This is a genomic window from Faecalicatena orotica, from assembly GCF_905197545.1.
Classification (GTDB): Bacteria; Bacillota; Clostridia; order Lachnospirales; family Lachnospiraceae; genus Faecalicatena_A; species Faecalicatena_A orotica.
The window spans coordinates 60,813-83,082 of record NZ_CAJJZH010000007.1; the positions used below are offsets into that span (position 1 = coordinate 60,813).

At 45.4% G+C, this 22,270-nt stretch carries 18 protein-coding genes and 1 other annotated feature; of the genes, 13 read left to right on the forward strand and 5 right to left on the reverse strand.

Annotation, left to right across the window (positions count from 1 at the left end; all coding sequences use genetic code 11):
• Positions 1–345: 345 nt before the first annotated feature.
• Positions 346–2,328: a sodium-translocating pyrophosphatase gene (locus ABIN22_RS15155; RefSeq protein ID WP_109732670.1), complete on the forward strand. Its 1,983-nt coding sequence runs from the start codon at positions 346–348 to the stop codon at positions 2,326–2,328.
• Between the two features lie 158 nt (positions 2,329–2,486).
• Here ABIN22_RS15155 and ABIN22_RS15160 read toward each other — a convergent pair whose 3' ends face one another.
• The 4 genes from ABIN22_RS15160 to murC all read right to left on the reverse strand — a co-directional run bounded on the left by ABIN22_RS15160 (position 2,487) and on the right by murC (position 7,424).
• Complete coding sequence (locus ABIN22_RS15160) at positions 2,487–3,671, reverse strand: ribose-phosphate pyrophosphokinase (RefSeq protein ID WP_109732669.1); 1,185 nt, start codon at positions 3,669–3,671, stop codon at positions 2,487–2,489.
• Positions 3,644–4,669, reverse strand: a complete 1,026-nt coding sequence (locus ABIN22_RS15165) for an ATP-binding protein (RefSeq protein WP_346909720.1) — start codon at positions 4,667–4,669, stop codon at positions 3,644–3,646. The genes ABIN22_RS15160 and ABIN22_RS15165 overlap by 28 nt, the downstream gene beginning before the upstream one ends.
• Before the next feature lie 48 nt (positions 4,670–4,717).
• Complete coding sequence (locus tag ABIN22_RS15170) at positions 4,718–5,899, reverse strand: DnaD domain protein (protein ID WP_346909722.1); 1,182 nt, start codon at positions 5,897–5,899, stop codon at positions 4,718–4,720.
• A gap of 148 nt (positions 5,900–6,047) precedes the next feature.
• Complete coding sequence (gene murC, locus ABIN22_RS15175) at positions 6,048–7,424, reverse strand: UDP-N-acetylmuramate--L-alanine ligase (protein ID WP_109732666.1); 1,377 nt, start codon at positions 7,422–7,424, stop codon at positions 6,048–6,050.
• A 213-nt stretch (positions 7,425–7,637) separates the two neighbouring features.
• On the opposite strand from murC, the gene ABIN22_RS15180 reads away from it, so the two are divergent.
• The 3 genes from ABIN22_RS15180 (at position 7,638) to spoVG (ending at position 10,384) form a co-directional block, all read left to right on the forward strand.
• Positions 7,638–8,912 (forward strand): glucose-1-phosphate adenylyltransferase, encoded by a 1,275-nt coding sequence (locus tag ABIN22_RS15180; RefSeq protein ID WP_109732665.1) that lies wholly within the window; start codon positions 7,638–7,640, stop codon positions 8,910–8,912.
• Entirely contained in the window at positions 8,909–10,027 is a 1,119-nt protein-coding gene (gene glgD / locus ABIN22_RS15185) for a glucose-1-phosphate adenylyltransferase subunit GlgD (RefSeq protein ID WP_109732664.1), read from the forward strand. The genes ABIN22_RS15180 and glgD overlap by 4 nt, the downstream gene beginning before the upstream one ends.
• 69 nt (positions 10,028–10,096) lie before the next feature.
• The gene (gene spoVG / locus ABIN22_RS15190) at positions 10,097–10,384 is read left to right on the forward strand and encodes a septation regulator SpoVG (protein ID WP_109732663.1); all 288 of its coding nucleotides are present in this window, start codon (positions 10,097–10,099) and stop codon (positions 10,382–10,384) included.
• A gap of 99 nt (positions 10,385–10,483) precedes the next feature.
• On the opposite strand, the gene ABIN22_RS15195 is transcribed toward spoVG, so the two are convergent.
• Positions 10,484–11,164: an RluA family pseudouridine synthase gene (locus ABIN22_RS15195; RefSeq protein ID WP_118620153.1), complete on the reverse strand. Its 681-nt coding sequence runs from the start codon at positions 11,162–11,164 to the stop codon at positions 10,484–10,486.
• Between the two features lie 87 nt (positions 11,165–11,251).
• Between ABIN22_RS15195 and ABIN22_RS15200 the strand changes: the two genes are divergently transcribed.
• The 9 genes from ABIN22_RS15200 to tuf all read left to right on the forward strand — a co-directional run bounded on the left by ABIN22_RS15200 (position 11,252) and on the right by tuf (position 22,200).
• Positions 11,252–12,235, forward strand: a complete 984-nt coding sequence (locus tag ABIN22_RS15200; RefSeq protein WP_182440664.1) for a calcium/sodium antiporter — start codon at positions 11,252–11,254, stop codon at positions 12,233–12,235.
• 145 nt (positions 12,236–12,380) lie between these two features.
• Positions 12,381–13,787 (forward strand): 5-bromo-4-chloroindolyl phosphate hydrolysis family protein, encoded by a 1,407-nt coding sequence (locus ABIN22_RS15205; protein ID WP_346909724.1) that lies wholly within the window; start codon positions 12,381–12,383, stop codon positions 13,785–13,787.
• Positions 13,788–13,817: 30 nt separating this feature from the next.
• Positions 13,818–14,954 carry a toxic anion resistance protein gene (locus ABIN22_RS15210; RefSeq protein WP_118620155.1) on the forward strand — a complete coding sequence of 379 codons (1,137 nt, stop codon included), beginning with the start codon at positions 13,818–13,820 and terminating at the stop codon, positions 14,952–14,954.
• Positions 14,955–15,002: 48 nt separating this feature from the next.
• Positions 15,003–15,210: a binding site (T-box leader), on the forward strand.
• Between the two features lie 104 nt (positions 15,211–15,314).
• A complete protein-coding gene (gene proS / locus ABIN22_RS15215; RefSeq protein WP_346909726.1) occupies positions 15,315–16,757 on the forward strand; it encodes a proline--tRNA ligase in 1,443 nt (480 codons plus the stop codon).
• Between the two features lie 43 nt (positions 16,758–16,800).
• Positions 16,801–17,409 carry an HD domain-containing protein gene (locus tag ABIN22_RS15220; RefSeq protein ID WP_346909728.1) on the forward strand — a complete coding sequence of 203 codons (609 nt, stop codon included), beginning with the start codon at positions 16,801–16,803 and terminating at the stop codon, positions 17,407–17,409.
• A gap of 200 nt (positions 17,410–17,609) precedes the next feature.
• The gene (rpsL, locus tag ABIN22_RS15225; RefSeq protein WP_109732657.1) at positions 17,610–18,032 is read left to right on the forward strand and encodes a 30S ribosomal protein S12; all 423 of its coding nucleotides are present in this window, start codon (positions 17,610–17,612) and stop codon (positions 18,030–18,032) included.
• 237 nt (positions 18,033–18,269) lie between these two features.
• Positions 18,270–18,740, forward strand: a complete 471-nt coding sequence (gene rpsG / locus ABIN22_RS15230) for a 30S ribosomal protein S7 (protein WP_207657870.1) — start codon at positions 18,270–18,272, stop codon at positions 18,738–18,740.
• 16 nt (positions 18,741–18,756) lie between these two features.
• On the forward strand, positions 18,757–20,874 hold the full coding sequence (gene fusA, locus ABIN22_RS15235; RefSeq protein ID WP_109732655.1) for an elongation factor G: 2,118 nt from the start codon (positions 18,757–18,759) through the stop codon (positions 20,872–20,874).
• A 132-nt stretch (positions 20,875–21,006) separates the two neighbouring features.
• Entirely contained in the window at positions 21,007–22,200 is a 1,194-nt protein-coding gene (gene tuf / locus ABIN22_RS15240) for an elongation factor Tu (RefSeq protein ID WP_109732654.1), read from the forward strand.
• The last annotated feature ends 70 nt before the right edge of the window (positions 22,201–22,270 follow it).

Here is a 22,270-nt window from a genome sequence, read left to right on the forward strand (position 1 = left end):
CTGAGGGTATCCTGAGAATCAGGAAATGACGTTTTGAACAGAAAATAATGCATTGCATGTATTTTTTGAAAAGACGAAAATTATTAAAAAATTGGTTAAAGTGCTACAAAAGTTAATAAAATGATATAGCGGTCAACTGTGAAAATTAGTAAGATTCATAATTTTTTGCAGGATTGGCCGCTTTTTCTTGCAAAAAATGAAATAAACCAGTATCATTAATATTAAGAGAAGGGCTTGGTCTGCAGACTAAGCTCTTTTACAGCGGCAGCCGGCAGGAAAGGGGGATTCAGTGTGAGGGAGGAACCGGGTGCCAATGGATAGGGATTATAGACTAGGAGGATTGAAATGGAAAAGTTAATGTATCTGGTTCCGGCGGTAGGAATCCTGACTCTTCTTTTTGCCGTTTATCTGGCTGTGAAGGTGGGAAGACAGGATGCCGGAAACGACAAAATGAAAGAGATCGCCGGTGCAATCAGCGAAGGCGCCCGCGCGTTCCTGACAGCGGAGTATAAGATTCTGGTTGTATTTGTAGCTGTCCTGTTTATACTGATTGGTGTCGGGATCGGAAGCTGGGTTACAGCAGTCTGCTTTGTTGCAGGGGCATTGTTCTCTACACTGGCAGGATATTTCGGAATGAATGTGGCGACAAAGGCTAATGTCAGGACCGCTAATGCGGCAAAAGAGAGTGGAATGAATAAAGCACTGTCTATTGCATTTTCCGGAGGCGCTGTTATGGGAATGTGTGTTGCAGGACTCGGTGCACTGGGAGTCAGCATGGTGTACATACTGACAGGCAATGTGGATATTTTATCCGGCTTCAGCCTTGGGGCGTCTTCTATAGCGTTGTTTGCCCGTGTGGGCGGGGGAATCTATACGAAGGCTGCCGATGTGGGAGCCGATCTGGTCGGTAAAGTAGAGGCCGGAATACCTGAGGATGACCCGCGTAACCCGGCGGTTATCGCAGATAATGTAGGGGACAATGTTGGCGATGTTGCAGGTATGGGGGCGGACCTTTTTGAGTCATATGTGGGTTCACTCGTATCAGCCCTGACTCTGGGCGTTGTGTACTATGAAGCTTCCGGAGCGCTCTTCCCGCTTGTGATTGCTGCATGTGGGCTTCTGGCATCCATCATTGCGACTTTCTTCGTCAGGGGAAATGAAAATTCCAGTCCGCACAAGGCGCTGAAGACAGGGAGTTATGTATCGGCTGCGCTTGTAGTGATAGCATCTCTCATATTCAGCAGACTTTTATTTGAAAGCTTCAGCGGGGCTGTTGCTGTAATTGCAGGCCTTGTTGTCGGTGTGTTAATCGGAGTTATTACAGAAGTTTATACTTCTGCAGATTATAAATTTGTAAAAAGAATCGGTGAACAGTCTGAGACCGGGGCGGCGACTACGATCATAAGTGGTATAGCAGTAGGTATGCAGTCCACAGCGGTTCCGCTGCTCCTGATCTGCGTTGGTATCTTTGTCGCTTATCAGGCATGCGGCCTGTATGGAATTGCTCTGGCGGCAGTCGGAATGCTTTCTACGACAGGGATTACGGTTGCGGTTGACGCATATGGCCCGATTGCGGACAATGCCGGAGGTATTGCGGAGATGTCAGGGCTGGATGAGTCTGTCCGTGAGATCACGGATAAACTTGATTCTGTTGGGAATACGACAGCAGCAATGGGAAAAGGATTTGCCATAGGTTCCGCGGCTCTGACTGCGCTTGCGCTGTTTGTGTCCTATGCAAATGCTGTAAAGCTGGATACGATTGATATTCTGGATTACCGTGTCATTATTGGAATGTTTATCGGGGGAATGCTGACATTTTTGTTCTCTGCGTTTACAATGGAATCTGTGTCCAAGGCGGCTTATAAGATGATAGAGGAAGTAAGACGTCAGTTCCGGGAAAAACCGGGCATTATGAAGGGGACGGAAAGGCCGGATTACACATCCTGTGTTGGTATCTCCACGACAGCAGCACTGCGGGAGATGCTTCTGCCGGGGGCGATGGCAGTAGCGGCGCCACTGGTTGTAGGGGTTGTCCTCGGACCACAGTCACTCGGCGGAATGCTGGCGGGTGCACTGGTAACGGGTGTCCTCATGGCGATTTTCATGTCCAATTCAGGTGGTGCATGGGATAACGCAAAGAAATACATCGAAGTCGGCCACCACGGCGGAAAAGGAAGCGAGGCCCATAAGGCGGCGGTTGTCGGCGATACAGTCGGAGATCCTTTCAAAGATACGTCAGGACCATCCATCAATATTCTGATCAAACTCATGACAATCGTGTCACTGGTGTTTGCACCGTTGTTCCTTTCTATAGGGGGCCTGCTCTAAAAAAGCATGCCAGCGGCAGTATTTTCTAAGATAAAAAATGAAAAGAGCGGCATCAGGCGAATATTTCATACCTGATGCCGCTCTTAGATTATGTCATGACAGTGCATTCCTGCAAAGATACTAAAGCAGGGTACATGGCACGGTCTGGACAGTAACGTTTATATTTCTTCCCCATTGTGATATTTCTTAAGCACATGCTGTATTCTTTCATTCGGGTTCAGCAAAGTACTGATCGAACCGTCATGGTTCAGTGTGTCAATAAGGAGCGCGATATACTTGCTCATATCGCAGTTGATATAATAAGGCTTGGACAACAATTCCGGTGTCTGGTAGATCAGGTTTGTTGTCAGGATTCCGGTCAGAAGCCCTTCTTCGTAAGCCCTGTCAAACTTCTCCATACCGTTCGTAAACAGACCAAACGTAGCGGCAGCAAAGATACGGTTTGCTTTTCTGCGTTTTAACTCGGTTGCAACCTCGATGATGCTGTCCCCGGAGGAAATCATATCATCGATAATGATGACGTCTTTTCCTTCGACAGAACTTCCGAGGAATTCATGTGCCACAATAGGATTGCGTCCGTTTACAATCCTTGTATAATCGCGGCGTTTGTAGAACATTCCCATGTCGAGGCCGAGCACGTTGGCGAGGTAAATGGCACGGTTTGTGCCGCCTTCGTCAGGGCTGATGATCATCATGTGTTCACTGTCAATCTGAAGATCCTTCTCTTTACGGAGCAGACCTTTGATGAACTGGTAAGAAGACGGGACAGTCTCGAATCCATTCAGAGGGATGGCGTTCTGGACTCTCGGGTCGTGCGCGTCAAATGTAAGGATATTGTCAACGCCCATGCGGACAAGTTCCTGAAGGGCCAGTGCACAGTCGAGGGACTCCCTGCCATTGCGCTTATGCTGGCGGCTTTCGTATAAGAACGGCATGATGACATTGATGCGGCGGCCCTTCCCACCGATTGCTGCGATGATACGCTTTAAGTTCTGGAAATGGTCATCCGGTGACATGTGATTAATATTGCCTGTCAGGGAATATGTGACACTGTAGTTGCAAACATCGACCATGAGATAGAGATCTTTTCCCCGCACTGATTCAGCGATAATACCTTTAGCTTCGCCCGAACCGAATCTCGGCACTTTCGTATCAATGATATAGGTGTCTTTTTCGTATCCGGAAAAGGCAACGTCGTCTTTATGCACAATAGCGCTTTCTTTTCTCCATTTTACAAGATAGTCGTTGACTTTATCGCCAAGCTCTTCGCATCCTGTAACTGGAATCAGGCCTAATGCGCCTACTGGAATATTCTCTAAATTTCTTTCTGTTCGGTGTAACATGAGTGGTCCTCCCTGATTTTTAATTTCTTTTTGATTCTGATATCATCACCAATCAGCTTGAGCATTGTGTAATTACTTGTAATCCTTGAGAAGGAACGCTCCGTATATAAATCGGCCAGCGTGTCTAATGACAGATTGGTTGATATGATAGTGGATTTGCGGCTTAAAAGCCGTTCATTAATACAGGTAAAAAACTGCGAAGCTACAAACGTATTCGTAAATTCTGTTCCGAGATCGTCTATAATCAGTAAATCACAGTCAAAGATGTATTCATACATATTTTGCGCATCAATATTGTTTTTGTCAAATGTATTTTTAGCTAAAATTGAAAAAAATTTCGATGCGGAGAAGTAGAGGACGGAAAATTCCCGGTCCATTAATTCCTTTGCAATGCAGTTGGAGAGGAATGTCTTGCCTACTCCTACGTCTCCATACAGGAACAGATTCGAGGTTCCCACCCCGAAATTATCTACGAAATCATGACACACTTTCAGGGCATCCTGCATAGTCTGTCTGGAAGAACGCCCTGTCTTTTTGTCTATATAATTATCAGAATAATAATCCAGTGAAAATGTATTGAAGTTTTCCTGCTCCAGTATCTGGTTCAGATTAGACTGTTCGTAGAGAATACCTATGACAGCCTTTTTAAAACAGTGACACTTTTTATTATCAATATATCCGGTATCTTTACAGTCTTTGCAGTCATAAACCGGATCCAGATAATCATCCGGAAATCCACCTGACCGGAGAAGCTCTTTCTTACTGCTCCTCAAGATGGCGAGTTCTTCCTTTAATGAGTCCACCGCCTTATCATCTCCGTTCAGCAGCTTGCGCCCGTATTGGACGGAAAGTATGGAGATGGAATCATCTAAAGATTTAAATTCCGGCAGCTGTTTATAGACTTCTTCATAATGTCTGGTCAGAATATCATGGTTCTTCAGCTGGCGCTGTTCATAATCACGCATGATAGCCTGGTATTGTGATGGTTTGAGTCCCACAATTATACTCCTTCTAATAGTAACTGCCCAGAATTGTGAACAGCTACTTTAATTACTGTTTAATAGTTGTTCCTCCAGAGAATCCATGTCATAGGAGCGTCTTTCGAAATTGTTCATGTTCTTTGAGACTGGCTTCTGCCTATTCTGGACAGTTGTTCTGGCGGCTTTTTCTTTCTGATAAGCGGCGTCTAAAACGGCAATATCTTTTAGATGGCGTATCTGGCTTTCGTACCATTTACAGAGGATGGTATCGGCATACTCAAAGCTGGGCTGGTGAGTAGCGGCGATTGTGCGGTTGCAGGCTTCCTGGATGATATCAAGGGAGAAACCGAGTTCTTCGGTCCACTTCCTGATAAAAGTAAGCTCTGCAGCAGCCGGCCCCCTGTTCTTGATTCCAAATGCATTCAGCACGGTATAGCTGCTTTTGCTGTAATTGGCAGACTGCCGGCGTGCCTGGTCTATCGTGGTAACACCGCTGTCAGACCAGGAAAGGGCTACCTTCTGAATGTAGTGGATACTTTTATGTCCGTTCTCGACACAGGATTCGATCAGGTATTCGATCAAATCAGCAGACATGCCGAGCGTCTCATAAAAATATGTAATGGCATCCACATCGGTCCGGGACAGTGTCTTGCCTAGATACTGTTCTGCGATAAAGAGCAGGGACTTCAGTTCCTTCTGGGCTTTAAATGAAGTCAGCGGAATCGCCTTTGACTTCTGGACTGCCTTAGGTGCGGAAACTGGTTCCGGCACGGCGACTGTCTCAAAAACAGGGACAGGATCAGATACGTCAGCCGGTTCAAAGGCCATAACTGGTTCCGGGACAGCTGCAAGAGCAGGTGCGGCGGAAGCCAGAGGCTTGACCTCTCTTAAGACAGGCTTCTCATTGACAGCCGGAACCTTTGGGGCAGTCACTTTCCTGGATGTAATGGAAGGCGTCTGCTCCAGTTCAAGCCCGGTAATTCTTCCTTCACCGTCTTTATCAACAGTTAAAAGTCCTTCAGATTCCCAGTATCTGAAAGCTCTTAATATATCGTTCTCCGTGTTGTTCAGGCAGTCGGCAATCATGGATATCGTGAGATTGGAACACGGATCATCCAGATGCCTCAGCAGAAATAAATATACTTTGACAAACTCACCGTTTGCGTTGATCATGTAATTGTCGATAAAATCGTTTGTAACTAAGGTTGCGTTTGTCTGAAATTTATTTTTCAAAGTCAATGTCTTCATCTTATTTCCCCTACCCTTTGGTTTTCGTACTTAACTCTCTCAATGCGTACAGGTATTATAGCACCTAATTGCGGCAGTAAAAAGCACTTTTTCGTGGGAAAAACAAGGTTTTTTGTAGATAACTATGTGGGGAAAGTGTGGATAAGTTCTATTTTAAAAGATCTTCCCCTATATTTACAACGTCTCCGGCTCCCATAGTTATCAACAAGTCACCTGAAACACAGTTCGCTTTTAGGAAGTTTTCAATCTCCCCGAAGCTTGGAAAGTAGTATGCATCTGTCCCGAGTGCCTTCAATTCTTCTGCCAGATGGCTGGAAGAGATGCCGAGCGTATCTGTTTCCCTTGCTGCATAAATATCCGCGAGGACGACATGGTCTGCATGGGAAAGCGCTTCGGCAAATTCATGAAAGAATGCTTTTGTCCTCGTGTAAGTGTGCGGTTGAAATACACACCAGAGCTTCTTGTGCGGATAGTGGTGCGCCGCCTTTAAGGTGGCGGTGATCTCTGTCGGGTGGTGCGCATAGTCATCCACGATTGTTACACCGTTTAAAGTGCCCTTATATTCAAAGCGGCGGTCCGTTCCTGAGAAGGAGAGCAGCCCCTTAAGAATCGTATCCATAGAAAGCCTGAGCAGTTCGGCAGCGGCGATGGAGGCCAGCGCATTGGAGACATTGTGGTCACCGGTGACGGAGAGGACGATGTGTTCGGACAGGACTCCTTTCCTTACAAGATCGAAGGATACCCTTCCTTTATCATCATAGCCGATATTGGCTGCGCTGTAGTCTGCATCCGGTGAACTTCCATAGGTGATGATATTACAGCCGAGCCCGTCGCAGATTTCCTGATAGTTCTGGATATCCGCGTTGATGATCAGGGTGCCGTCTTCAGGCAGCAGTGATGCAAACTGGTGGAAGGAATGGCGGATATCCTCAAGGTCCTTGAAGAAATCCAGATGGTCTTCCTCTATATTAAGAATGATACTGATTTTAGGGTAAAAATCCAGAAAACTGTTCGTATATTCACAGGCTTCTGTGATAAAAGTCTCGGAGCTGCCTACGCGGATGTTGCCGCCGATTGCCTGAAGGATTCCGCCGACGGAAATAGTCGGGTCCATATCCCCTTCAAGAAGAATATGAGAGATCATAGAAGTTGTTGTAGTCTTTCCGTGGGTGCCGGATACGGCGATGGCATTCTTATAATTCTTCATCAGCTGCCCTAAAAGTTCAGCACGGGTAAGCATCGGTATTTTCTTAGCAACAGCTTCTATCAGCTCGGCATTGTCGCGGTTAATAGCGGCGGTATATACAACGCAGTCGATACCTTCGATGATATTCTCTGCCTTCTGTCCGTAAAAAATCTGGGCGCCCTTCTTCTCAAGCTGCTCAGTTAGTGGTGACTTTCTGGAATCTGATCCAGATACTGTAAAATTCTCCTTCATGAGAATCTCTGCAAGACCACTCATACTGATGCCGCCAATCCCTATAAAATGGATATGAATCGGCTTATTGAAATCAATTTTATACATAAACGCATTCCTTCCTAAATAAAAATTCTATAAATTAGTCATAAACAATAACTACTTTTTATATTATACTATATATGGGGAAAATTTAAAGATGTTCTTTTTGTGCAGGATTAACAAAAAGGCATTGAGTTCCGCTAAAAAATTGTAAAAATTGTGCGCGGAAGAGAAAAGTGTGCTATAATGGGTACAACTAACTAGAAATGAGGTGACGACATGATTAAGAAGGAAATGATTGCTATGCTGCTGGCAGGTGGACAAGGCAGTCGACTGGGAGTTCTTACTGCAAAAGTGGCCAAGCCGGCCGTAGCATTTGGCGGTAAGTACCGTATTATTGATTTTCCATTGAGTAACTGTATTAATTCAGGCGTAGATACTGTAGGTGTATTGACACAGTACCAGCCTTTAAGGTTGAATACCCATATCGGAATTGGAATTCCGTGGGATCTGGACCGTAATGTCGGAGGGGTGACAATTCTTCCGCCTTACGAGAAGAGTACAAGCAGTGAGTGGTATACAGGTACTGCAAATGCGATTTATCAGAATCTGGATTACATGGAGACATACAATCCTGATTATGTCCTGATCCTTTCAGGGGACCACATTTACAAGATGGATTATGAGGTAATGCTTGATTTCCATAAAGCGAACAAGGCTGATGTTACAATTGCAGCAATGCCGGTTCCGATGGAAGAAGCAAGCCGTTTTGGTATTGTCGTTACAGATGAGGAGAGCCGCATCAGGGAGTTTGAGGAGAAGCCTGAGAAGCCGAGCAGCAATCTGGCGTCTATGGGAATCTACATATTCAGCTGGCCGGTTCTGAAAGATGCACTGATCAGGCTTTCAGAGCAACCGAACTGTGATTTTGGTAAGCACATCATCCCATACTGCCATGAGAATGACAAGAGGATGTTTGCTTACGAGTATAATGGCTACTGGAAGGATGTCGGAACTCTCAGCTCATATTGGGAAGCGAACATGGAACTGATTGATATTATTCCGGAATTTAATTTATATGAAGAGTTTTGGAAGATATATACCAACAGCGCCAATCTACCACCACAGTATATATCAGAACAGTCTGTAGTTGACAGGTGTATCATCAGCAACGGTTCGGAGATCTACGGAGAAGTTCATAATTCTGTGCTTGGAGGCGGTGTGACCGTTGGTAAGGGCAGTGTGATCAAAGATTCGATTCTCATGAGAGACGTAACAGTCGGTGACAATTGTGTGATTGAGAAAGCAATCATCGCTGAAGGAACCGTGATTGGAAATGATGTCGTGATCGGTATTGGAAGTGAAGTCCCGAATAAAGAGAAGCCGGGTGTTTACAGCGGCGGACTTGCGACCATTGGGGAGAATTCAAAAATACCTTCAGGAGTGCAGATTGGGAAGAATACCGCCATTAGTGGTGTTACATCCATAGAAGATTACAGCGATGGAGTGCTTGCAAGTGGTGAGACATTAATAAAGGCAGGTGATCGTATATGAGAGCAGTAGGTATTATCTTAGCAGGCGGAAATAACAGAAAGATGCAGGAACTGACTTCCAGACGCGCAGTGGCAGCGATGCCGGTGGCTGGAAGCTACAGGGCAATTGATTTTGCGCTGAGTAACATGGCAAATTCCCATATACAGAAAGTTGCCGTTCTCACACAGTACAATGCAAGATCTTTGAATGAACATCTGAACTCATCCAAGTGGTGGGATTTCGGAAGAAAACAGGGCGGATTATATGTATTCACTCCGACGATTACGGCGGAGAATGGATACTGGTACCGGGGAACTGCTGATGCAATCTATCAGAACCTGGATTTCCTCAAGAGATGCCACGAGCCATATGTCATCATTACATCGGGGGATGCAGTGTACAAGCTGGATTATAATAAGGTGCTTGAGTACCATATCGCCAAGAAGGCGGACATCACAGTTGTATGCAAGGAACTGGCTCCTGGTGAGGATGCCACTCGCTTTGGCACCGTCCGCATGAATGAATCCGCAAGAATTGAAGAGTTTGAAGAAAAGCCGATGGTGGCTCATTCACAGACGATTTCCACGGGTATTTATGTGATTAGAAGAAGACAGCTTATTGACCTCATCGAGCACTGTGCAGAAGAGGAAAGACATGATTTTGTAACCGATATTCTGATTCGCTATAAGAATCTGAAGAAAATATACGGTTATAAGATAAACAGCTACTGGAGTAACATCTCAACAGTGGACGCATATTACCAGACGAATATGGATTTCCTGAGACCTGAAGTTCGTAATTACTTCTTCAAAGAACTTCCGCCGGTCAACTCCAAGGTGAGTGACCTTCCGCCGGCGAAGTACAATCCGGGGGCGGTTGTTAAGAACAGCCTTGTTGGAAGTGGAAGTATTATTAATGGAACGGTTGAGAATTCCGTTATATTTAAAAAGGTATTTGTAGGTAATAACTGCGTAATCAAGAATTCCATTATCCTGAACGACGTATATCTTGGGGACAATACTTACATCGAGAATTGTGTTGTTGAGAGTCGGGATACGATAAGGGCAAACACGAGACATGTTGGTGAGAATGGTGTGAAAGTGGTAGTTGAGAAAAACGAGCGGTATGCATTATAAAGGTTATACTTATTGAGCCTGATGCTCGATAATGGACCGATGCAGGCGGAGAAAGGAGACTTGAACATTATGCAAATCACAGATGTGCGTGTGCGCAAAGTAGCAAAGGAAGGTAAGTTGAAAGCGGTTGTTTCGATTACGATTGATGATGAATTTGTAGTTCATGACATTAAGGTAATCGAGGGCGAGAAAGGACTGTTTATCGCAATGCCGAGCAAGAAAGCTCTTGACGGTGAATACCGTGACATCGCGCACCCGATCAACTCTGGCACAAGAGAGCGGATCCAGAAGATCATCTTAGAGAAGTATACTGAGGCGGTTGAAGAAGAACCTGAAGTAGTGCTTGGGGAAATGTAAGAAGAATGAATAAACAGGCTGCAGCGGCTCATAGAGTTTGCGGCGGCCTGTTTTTTTGCTTTATAGAAAGTGCACCCTGTGAAACTAGATTCATTCTATCTATAGGCGGCGAAGTTTGTCCAGCCTGAAATCCAGTTCTTTTCCGGTACGCGGATGACGGAATGTAAGACGGCAGGCATACAACTGGAGAGTATCATAACTCCGCGGACTGCCGTCTTCTCTGGGATCTTTCGCGGGAGTGACGCCATATTTCCGGTCACCGGCAATGGGGCAGCCAAGATGGGACATCTGCACCCGGATCTGGTGGTGGCGTCCTGTTTCCAGAGTGATTTCGGCCAGCGAGTACGGAGGTTTTGACTCCAGTATTTTGTAATGCAGCAATGCCTTTTTTGCACCAGGGGTGTCGGCTGTGCACACGCGGGAAGAATTCGTTCTGGCATCCTTAACAAGGTAATTAGTGAGATCACCTTCAAGGGATACGGGTGTTCCGGTAAGTATCGCCCGGTAATGCTTTCCGAAACCGGATTGTGTCAACTGCCGGCTGAGGTTTTTTGCGGCAGCGGGTGTCTTGGCAAATACAAGCAGCCCCTCTACCGGCTGGTCCAGCCGGTGTATGACCGCGAGATACGGCTGCTGCTTACCCGGGGAATTTTTATAAATATAGTTTTTTAATATACTTACCATATCAGGTGCCTGCATCATGCTGCTTTGGGTGGCAGTGCCGGCCGGCTTGATACAGACGATCAAATCCTGATCTTCAAATATAATCTCGGGTGTCATAAGTTCGCTCCTTTGGTTTGATATCCTTGACTTTTCTGAAAAATCTGACTACACTGATTATCGTATAAATAAAAAGCGAGGTCAAGTATGATAACATATTTATTATTGATTATAGGTTTTTTCCTGCTTATCAAAGGAGCAGATTTTTTTGTGGATGGAAGCTCCAGCGTGGCAAAACTTCTTAAGGTTCCTTCTATTGTAATCGGACTTACGGTGGTTGCCTTTGGGACAAGCATGCCGGAGGCATCTGTCAGCGTGACAGCCGCGCTGATGGGGAAGAATGAACTGGCAGTGAGCAACGTGATTGGCTCCAATATATTTAACCTTCTGGTAGTTCTCGGGGCGAGTGCACTTGTGCGGCCGATTCAGGTGAAGTGGTCTATCTTGAAGCGCGAGTTTCCATTTTCCATTGTGATAACGGCGATTCTTCTGCTGATGATGACAGGATTCGATTTTCAGGGCATTATGTCAGGCGGAGAGAATAAGGAATATATACTGTCAAGAATATCCGGGGTGATTCTGCTTGTTTTATTTGTCGGGTTTGTTATAGCAGCGGTGATTGATGCACTGCATTCACGCAGGAAGATTGCTGCCTCAGGGGAACCTGAGGAAGAGTATGAATCTCTGACACCGGTGCGTAGTGCGGTTTACATTGTGGTTGGAATTGCCGGAATCATTATCGGAGGAGATTTTGTGGTAGACAGTGCGTCAGAGATTGCAGCAAGTTTCGGTCTCAGCCAGACATTTATCGGCCTGTCTATTGTTGCATTAGGAACATCCCTTCCGGAGCTGGTAACCTCGATGGTAGCGGCGAAGAAGGGGGAAAATGATCTTGCACTCGGCAATGTTGTGGGATCAAATATATTTAATATACTCCTGATTCTGGGGATGTCGGCATCAATTACTCCAATTACGATCAATGCTCTCGCCGTGCAGGATACAATCATATTAATTGTGGCAAGCATCCTTGTTTATATATGTGCTGTGAGCAGAAAGGGACTCTCCAAACTGGAGGGCCTGATGTTCCTTCTGTTCTATGCAGGATTTTTCACATATATTCTGGTGAGGTGATTTGCTCAGGCGCATTGATTTTTCAGAGCAATTCTATTATACTTGAATAAGGTGGTGCCGGCAGCCGGCACTGGCGCCTATTAAGATGAAAGCGATATGGAATATATTTTACAGAAATCCTGTAAAGTGAGGCATAGGTGAAGATATGGCGAATCAAGATTGGGAGAAATTTGGTGAAGATATAAGCAGAACTGTGCAGGAGGCGATCGATGCACAGAATTTTGACCGTTTGAACCAGACGATTACGAATACGGTTAACAGCGCGATGAATAATCTGGGGAAAGGTTTGCATAATGTAGGGGATGCTGTGGATAAGACTGCCCAGAGTTTTCAGAAACAGTCCTATAGGAACAACAGACGTGTGAACAGGGATGCTTACCGGTATAACAGGCAGGCGGGACCGTCTCCGTTCGGGGGCAGCGGTGCGTTTCGGGGAGAAAATGTTTATAAGGAAGGCAATACAGGTCCGGGGCCGAATGCTGGTTTTAACGGATATGGTTATCAGGGACAGAGTTATCAGAACCAGCGGTACCAGCGTCAGGAAGTGCGGCAGAGCAGAAGGAACAGCGCCGAAGAGGGACTGGCTGCACTGCAGAAGCATCCGGGGCTCTTTGTGAAGACATCGGGGGCGAAGGCCGGCGGTATTGCGATGACGGTGACGGGATATACGCTGGGGGTTGCGATGTTTCTGATTCTGGCGTTTTTAATAATCGGCATAATTGTTACGACAGAGGTAGTGCCCACGGGAATTCTGGCATTTTCGGTCATTACCGGTATTATGATGTTTGGCGGAGGAATTCTGGCCGGAATCGGTACAGCCTTGTTAGGCAGAGTAAAGCGGTACAGGCTCTACTTAAGCACGCTTGGCGATAAAGAGTACTGTGAGATAAAGGAACTGGCCGGCCGTCTGAGGAAATCTAATAAATATGTTGTGAAAGATATACAGAAGATGATCCGTAAAGGCTGGTTCAGACAGGGGCATCTGGACAGCCAGAAGACATGCCTCATTGTGAGTAATGATGCATTTACACAGTATAATGAACTGATGCAGCGCATGGAAAAGCAGAAACTGGAAGAGAAGCTGAACAGAGAAAAGCAGGCTCAGGAACATAAGAATCTGGACCCGCAGGTGCAGGAGATTATCCGTACCGGTGATGAATATATTAAGAAGATTCATGAAAGTAATGATGCTATTCCGGGAGAAGAGATATCTGCTAAGATTTCACGCATGGAGGTGCTGGTAGACAGGATCTTTGACAGGGTTGAGCAGAACCCGGAGAACATAACGGATATCAGACGGCTTATGGAATATTATCTTCCAACGACTGTAAAACTTCTCGAAGCCTATGAAGAACTGGATGCAATGCCGGTACAGGGTGAGAATATCCTTTCATCCAAGAACGAAATAGAAAAGACACTGGATACATTAAATGTAGCTTTTGAAAAGCTGCTTGACAGCCTGTTTCAGGATACAGCCTGGGATGTGGCGGCCGATATTTCTGTGCTGAATACGATGCTTGCACAGGAAGGACTGACAAAAAATGATTTTTAAACAGCATACTTGCTCAACGGAGGAGAAAATATGAGTAATGAATTTGAAGGATTTGCGACAACCCCTACATTAACGCTGGAACCTTTTCAGGAGGAGAAACAGGCCCCGGCCCCGGTTCCTGAGAAGGAGGAGCCCGCACTTGATGACAGTCTCCTGTCAGAGGAGGAAAAGCGTGCTGTGGATGCTTTTGCCAGCCAGATCGATCTGACGAACTCGGCTGTGATTCTGCAGTACGGGGCAGGAACACAGAAAAAGATGGCTGATTTCTCGGAAAATGCCCTAGAAAATGTAAAGACGAAAGACTTAGGGGAGATCGGTGACCTGCTGTCCGGTGTGGTAAGGCAGCTGAAAGATTTCGATGAAGAAGAGGAGAAGGGATTCCTTGGTATCTTTAAGAAGCCGGCCAATAAGATTTCAGCGATGAAAGCGAAGTATGCCAAGGCAGAGGTCAACATCAACCAGATCTGCAAGGTTCTTGAAAACCATCAGGTACAGCTGATGAAGGACATCGCGATTCTGGATAAGATGTATGCGGTCAACCTGACATATTTCAAGGAACTTTCCATGTATGTGCTGGCTGGAAAGAAGAAACTGAATGAAATCCGTTCTACCACGCTTCCGGAACTGCTTAATAAGGCACAGTCTTCAGGGCTGCCGGAGGATGCACAGGCGGCAAAAGATCTGGATTCTATGTGCAACAGGTTTGAAAAGAAGATACACGATCTGGAACTGACACGCACGATTTCGATCCAGACGGCCCCACAGATCCGGCTTGTGCAGGGGAACGATACGCTGATGGTAGAGAAGATCCAGTCTACGATTGTGAATACCATCCCGCTCTGGAAGAGCCAGATGGTGCTTGCGCTTGGAGTTGAACATTCTGCACAGGCAGCGGCAGCGCAGCGTGAAGTGACCGACATGACTAATGAGCTGCTCAGAAAGAATGCAGAGAAACTGAAAATGGCCACAATTGAAACTGCGAAAGAGTCGGAGAGAGGCATCGTGGATATCGAGACACTGAAGATTACCAATGAGTCGCTGATTTCTACATTAGATGAAGTTATGCACATTCAGCAGGAAGGCCGCCAGAAGAGACAGGAAGCAGAAAGAGAAATGCAGCGTCTCGAGGGTGAACTGAAACAGAAGTTACTACAGGTACAGGGATAAATTAACCAGTCTTGACAATTTATTTTTTATCAAGTAAAATCACATGTATAATTAGCGATGAACGGGAAAAGTATATGCGCAGAAGTATAACAGAGAGGGAGTGTATGGTGGAATCTCCTGTATGGAACGCATAGAACCGGCCCGGGAGCTGCCGCGGGAAACTGCGGCGTAGAACCGGCGTTAACGGTATATGAGTGAGCTGCGTCAGGGGATGCAGTTAATTAGGGTGGTACCGCCGAGACTTTCGGTCCCTTTTTTGCAGGGAAGGAAGTTTCGGCGGTTTTTCGCTGTACATGGATTCTTCCCGCAGGCATAAAGTAACGGAGCAAGGGCTTCGGATCATGGAAAAGGAGACACATTATGGCAAAGGAAAAGAAATTAGTCGAATCAATCACATCGAGGGATGAAGATTTCGCACAGTGGTATACCGATGTGGTGCGTGAAGCAGAGCTGTGTGACTATTCAGGAGTAAAAGGATGCCTGAACTACCTGCCCAACGGATATGCAATCTGGGAAAATATTCAGGCAGATCTGGACAAACGTTTTAAAGATACCGGGGTAGAGAATGTATATCTGCCGGTCCTGATTCCTGAGAATCTTCTTCAGAAAGAAGCAGATCATATTGAAGGATTTGCACCGGAAGTAGCGTGGGTAACACATGGCGGGCTCGAGAGGCTTCAGGAGAGATTCTGTATCCGTCCTACCTCTGAGACATTATTCTGCGATCTGTGGAGCAAGACGGTACAGTCATACAGGGACCTGCCGAAGGTATGGAACCAGTGGTGTTCTGTGCTCCGCTGGGAGAAGACGACGAGACCTTTCCTGCGTTCCAGAGAGTTCTTATGGCAGGAAGGACATACAATCCATGCGACCTATGAAGAGGCAGAGCAGAGAACTCTGACCATGCGTGATGTATACAGAGACTTCATTCAGGATGATCTGGCGATTCCGCTTATCTGTGGACGCAAGACAGAGAGTGAGAAGTTCGCAGGTGCGCAGGATACCTATACAGTAGAAGCGCTGATGCATGACGGGAAAGCACTGCAGTCAGCAACCAGCCATTTCTTCGGTAATGCATTCCCGGATGCTTTTAATATTAAATATGCAGATAAGAACAATGAACTGCACAGTGTTTATGAGACTTCATGGGGGTTGTCGACAAGAATCATCGGGGCGATCATCATGGTACATGGTGATGACAGCGGCCTTGTACTTCCTCCGAGAATCGCACCGGTACAGACAAGGGTGATCCCGATTGCACAACACAAAGAGGGCGTGCTGGACAAAGCAAACGAACTGCTTCAAGCATTAAAGGCTGCCGGATACCGTGCAAAGATAGACGATTCCGAGAAGAGTCCGGGATGGAAGTTTAGTGAGCAGGAGATGCTCGGAATTCCAACCAGGATCGAGATCGGACCAAAAGATATTGAGAACAACCAGGTTGTAGTAGTACGCCGTGACACAAGAGAAAAGATTGTAGTGCCGATGGATGAAATCACAACAAAGCTTGCTGAAATTCTGGAGACAATCCAGAAAGACCTGTTTGAGAAGGCAAAAACTTTCCTTGATTCCCATATCGATTCTGCAGTGACAATGGACGAGATGGTAGAAAAGTTCCAGGATAACCGCGGATTTATCAAAGCGATGTGGTGCGGGGAGGAATCCTGCGAGGATGATATCAAAGCACTGACAGGCGGGGCATCCTCAAGATGTATCCCGGATGAGGAAGAACACCTGTCAGATGTGTGCATCTGCTGTGGGAAACCGGCTAAGCACATGGTATACTGGGGAAAATCATACTAAAAATATACGGGGTCAGGCACTTTTGCAAAGGGGTCTGACCCCTTTGAACAAAAAAAGAAACGATAAAGTTGACATGGAGGCGGCGATAATGGACAGAGAAGAAGCATATAAGATTCTTACGAAATATATGAAGGGTGAAAGATATCTTCAGCATTCTTATGCTGTGGAAGCAATTATGCGCGGGCTGGCAAAGAGACTTGCCCCTGAGCAGGAGGAGCGCTGGGGGATTGTCGGACTTCTGCATGATCTGGACGAGGAACAGTGTGAATGGCAGGAACATCCGGAGGTGCACGGACCGACGTCCGTAGAAATATTGAAAAAAGAAGGAATAAATGATCAGGAATTGTTCGATGCTATATGTGCTCACAATCCTGCCTCTGGCGTGAAAGCACATACAAATCTTCAGTATGCGGTGCTGGCTGCCGATCCTATGAGCGGCTTTTTGAAAGCGATTGCCCAGATCTATCCGGACAAGAAGATAACTAGTGTAAAGCACAAATCAGTAAACAAAAGATTCAATGAGCTCCGTTTTGCATCGGGGGCGAACAGGGATTATATGGAAGCAATTGAATTTACCGGGCTTTCTCTGGATGAATTTATCGATATTTCATTGGAAGAAATGTGCAGTATCGCGGATGTTTTAGGTCTTTAGGGGGCAATATAGGCAAAGTTTAAAAAACTTCACGAAAATCGGAGCAAAGCCCTTGACTTTCCTGAAAAAACGTAATAAACTAATTTAGCGTGCACAAAGGCGTATAGTTTTTTGTGTGCAAATCAAGATAATTACGATTATCTGCAACCCCTCACCGTATAAGCGGGAGGAAACGAAAGAATCATAGGAGGTGAAAAAGAATGCCAACATTTAACCAGTTAGTTAGAAAAGGACGTCAGACTTCTGAAAAGAAATCAACAGCACCGGCACTTCAGAAAGGATACAACTCTCTGCAGAAACGTGCTACGAATGTATCTGCACCACAGAAGAGAGGTGTATGTACAGCTGTTAAGACAGCTACACCTAAGAAGCCTAACTCAGCTCTGAGAAAGATCGCCAGAGTTCGTCTCTCTAACGGAATCGAAGTAACAAGCTATATCCCGGGAGAAGGACACAACCTTCAGGAGCATAGCGTTGTTCTGATCCGCGGAGGAAGAGTTAAGGACCTGCCAGGTACAAGATACCATATTGTCAGAGGTACACTTGATACAGCAGGTGTTGCTAAGAGAAGACAGGCTCGTTCTAAATACGGCGCTAAGAGACCTAAAGACGCTAAAAAATAGGACTTGAAAACTTAGCAATTTGTAACTAAACAGTTAAATATCGTATCACAAACAGAACTATGATTATCGTACCTTGTTGGATCTCCACGGTTCAATAAGTACAGGTTGCGGATTTAAGATATTAAAAGTCTCGCGGCCACGAGCACATGAAGCGCGATTTCCATAGAAAGACACATGTGAGTACCGATGAATTAATCCCGGAGAAGACCGGAAATAATGATTAAGGAGGGAAGGACCGTGCCACGTAAAGGACATACTCAAAAAAGAGATGTATTAGCGGATCCAATATACAACAATAAAGTTGTTACCAAACTTATCAATAACATCATGTTAGATGGTAAGAAAGGTGTAGCACAGAAGATTGTATACGGAGCATTCGAAAGAGTTGAAGCAAAGGCTGATAAGCCAGCTATCGAGGTATTTGAGGAATGCATGAACAACATCATGCCTGTACTCGAGGTTAAGGCAAGACGTATCGGTGGAGCAACTTATCAGGTACCTATCGAAGTAAGGGCAGACAGAAGACAGGCGCTTGCACTTCGCTGGCTGACAATGTATTCTCGTAAAAGAGGCGAGAAAACAATGGAAGAAAGACTTGCTAATGAAATCATGGATGCAGCTAATAACACTGGTGCATCAGTGAAGAAGAAAGAAGATATGCACAAGATGGCAGAAGCAAATAAAGCATTTGCTCACTACCGCTTTTAATTAGGAGGAAAAAATCTTGGCTGAAAGAGAATATCCATTAGAGAGAACCAGAAATATTGGTATTATGGCTCATATTGATGCTGGTAAGACAACATTGACAGAGCGTATCCTCTATTATACTGGTGTAAACTATAAGATTGGTGATACTCATGAAGGTACTGCTACGATGGACTGGATGGAGCAGGAACAGGAAAGAGGTATCACAATCACTTCAGCCGCTACAACATGTCACTGGACTTTGGAAGAGAAGACTCAGCCAAAGCCGGGTGCTCTGGAACATCGTATAAACATCATCGATACACCAGGACACGTTGACTTTACTGTAGAGGTTGAACGTTCACTTCGTGTACTGGATGGTGCTGTAGGTGTATTCTGTGCTAAAGGTGGAGTTGAGCCGCAGTCAGAAAACGTATGGCGTCAGGCAGACACATACAATGTACCAAGAATGGCGTTCATCAACAAGATGGACATCCTGGGTGCTGATTTCTACAATGCTGTAGAACAGATCAAGACAAGACTTGGTAAGAATGCAATTTGTCTTCAGCTGCCGATCGGTAAAGAAGATGAATTCAAAGGAATCATCGACCTGATGGAGATGCAGGCTTACATCTATAATGATGAAAAGGGCGAAGACATTTCTATTACAGATATTCCGGAAGAAATGAAAGACGATGCAGAGCTTTATCATACTGAATTAGTTGAAAAGATCTGTGAATTAGATGACGATCTGATGATGGAATACCTGGAAGGTGAAGAACCATCTGTAGAAGCACTCAAAGCTGCTTTGAGAAAAGGAACATGCGAGTGTACAGCTGTACCGGTATGCTGCGGTACTGCATACAGAAACAAAGGTGTTCAGAAATTATTGGATGCAGTTATCGAATATATGCCTGCTCCGACAGATATCCCTCCGATCGAAGGTGTGGATGATGAAGGAAACAATGTCGTAAGACATTCATCCGATGCAGAGCCATTTTCCGCTCTTGCATTTAAGATCATGACAGACCCGTTTGTAGGTAAGCTTGCTTACTTCAGAGTATATTCAGGTTCTATCAACTCAGGTTCTTACGTGCTGAATGCAACAAAAGGCAAAAAAGAACGTGTTGGACGTATCCTTCAGATGCATGCCAACAAGAGGGCAGAGCTGGATAAAGTATATGCCGGAGATATCGCGGCAGCAATCGGATTTAAGTTCACAACAACAGGTGATACAATCTGTGATGAACAGCATCCGGTTATTCTGGAGTCCATGGAATTCCCAGAGCCTGTTATTGAGCTCGCTATCGAGCCTAAGACTAAGGCTTCCCAGGGTAAATTAGGTGAGTCTCTTGCAAAACTTGCAGAAGAAGATCCTACGTTCCGTGCACACACAGATAAAGAAACAGGACAGACAATCATCGCAGGTATGGGTGAGCTCCATCTGGAAATCATCGTAGACAGACTTTTACGTGAATTCAAGGTAGAGGCTAATGTAGGTGCACCTCAGGTTGCTTACAAAGAGTCCTTCACAAAACCTGTTGATGTAGACAGCAAGTACGCTAAACAGTCCGGTGGACGTGGACAGTACGGACACTGTAAAGTTAAATTCGAACCAATGGATGTGAATGGTGAGGAAGTATACAAATTTGATACAGCTGTAGTCGGCGGTGCTATTCCGAAGGAATACATTCCGGCAGTAGGTGAAGGTATCGAAGAGGCAATGAAAGCCGGTGTTCTGGGTGGATTCCCGGTTGTTGGTGTTCATGCTACAGTATATGACGGATCATACCATGAAGTCGATTCCAGTGAAATGGCATTCCATATTGCAGGATCTCTGGCATTCAAGGACGCTATGAAGAAATCTTCACCAGTGCTTCTTGAACCTATTATGAAGGTTGAGGTAACAATGCCTGAAGAATATATGGGAGACGTTATTGGAGATATCAATTCACGCCGTGGACGTATCGAAGGTATGGATGACTTAGGCGGCGGTAAGATCGTACGTGCGTACGTTCCGTTGTCAGAGATGTTCGGTTATTCAACAGACTTACGTTCCAAGACACAGGGACGTGGTAACTACTCAATGTTCTTCGAGAGCTATGAGCCGGTACCGAAGTCTGTACAGGAAAAAGTATTGTCTAATAAAGAGGCATAAATAAAATGGTTAAATCTCATAAAAAGGCTTGAAAAAGCTGTGATTATGAAATATAATCAGAATTAGCCGAGTAAAAGCGTAAACCAATAAAATGCCTGTAATCAGGCTATATATTAAGGAGGATTATTCAAAATGGCAAAAGCTAAATTTGAAAGAAACAAACCACATGCTAATATTGGTACCATCGGACACGTTGACCATGGTAAAACAACATTAACAGCTGCTATCACAAAAACACTTTCTGAAAGAGTTGCCGGAAACGCAGCAGTAGATTTCGAAAACATTGATAAAGCTCCAGAAGAGAGAGAGCGTGGTATCACAATCTCTACAGCTCACGTTGAGTACGAGACAGAGAAACGTCATTATGCACACGTTGACTGCCCAGGACATGCTGACTATGTAAAGAACATGATCACAGGTGCTGCTCAGATGGACGGAGCTATCCTTGTTGTAGCTGCTACTGACGGAGTTATGGCTCAGACAAAAGAGCACATCCTTCTGTCACGTCAGGTTGGTGTACCTTACATCGTAGTATTCATGAACAAATGTGACATGGTAGACGATGAAGAGCTGCTTGAATTAGTAGAAATGGAAATTCGTGAACTCTTAAGCGAGTATGAATTCCCAGGAGATGATACTCCGGTTATCCAGGGATCAGCTCTGAAAGCTCTGGAAGATCCTTCATCAGAGTGGGGAGACAAGATCATGGAACTTATGGACGCTGTTGACAGCTGGATTCCAGACCCACAGCGTGATACAGATAAGCCATTCCTGATGCCTGTAGAGGACGTATTCTCTATCACAGGACGTGGTACAGTTGCTACAGGTAGAGTAGAGCGTGGAACACTTCACGTATCTGATGAAGTTGAAATCATTGGTATCCATGAAGACGTTAAGAAGACTGTTGTAACAGGAATCGAAATGTTCCGTAAACTGCTTGACGAAGCTCAGGCTGGTGACAACATCGGAGCTCTGCTTCGTGGTGTTCAGAGAACTGAAATCGAAAGAGGACAGGTTCTGATCAAACCAGGTACAGTTAAATGCCACAAGAAATTTACAGCTCAGGTATACGTTCTGACAAAAGATGAAGGTGGACGTCATACACCATTCTTCAACAACTACAGACCTCAGTTCTACTTCAGAACAACAGACGTAACAGGTGTTTGCGATCTGCCGGACGGAGTTGAAATGTGCATGCCTGGAGATAACGTAGAAATGACAATCGAACTGATTCACCCAGTAGCTATGGAAGAGGGTCTTGGATTCGCTATCCGTGAAGGTGGACGTACAGTTGGATCAGGAAAGGTTGCTAAGATCATCGAATAATCGTTGATTTACAATCAATCAGTATAATTAAAACCGCAATTCTTGAGTAATCAGGAATTGCGGTTTTTTA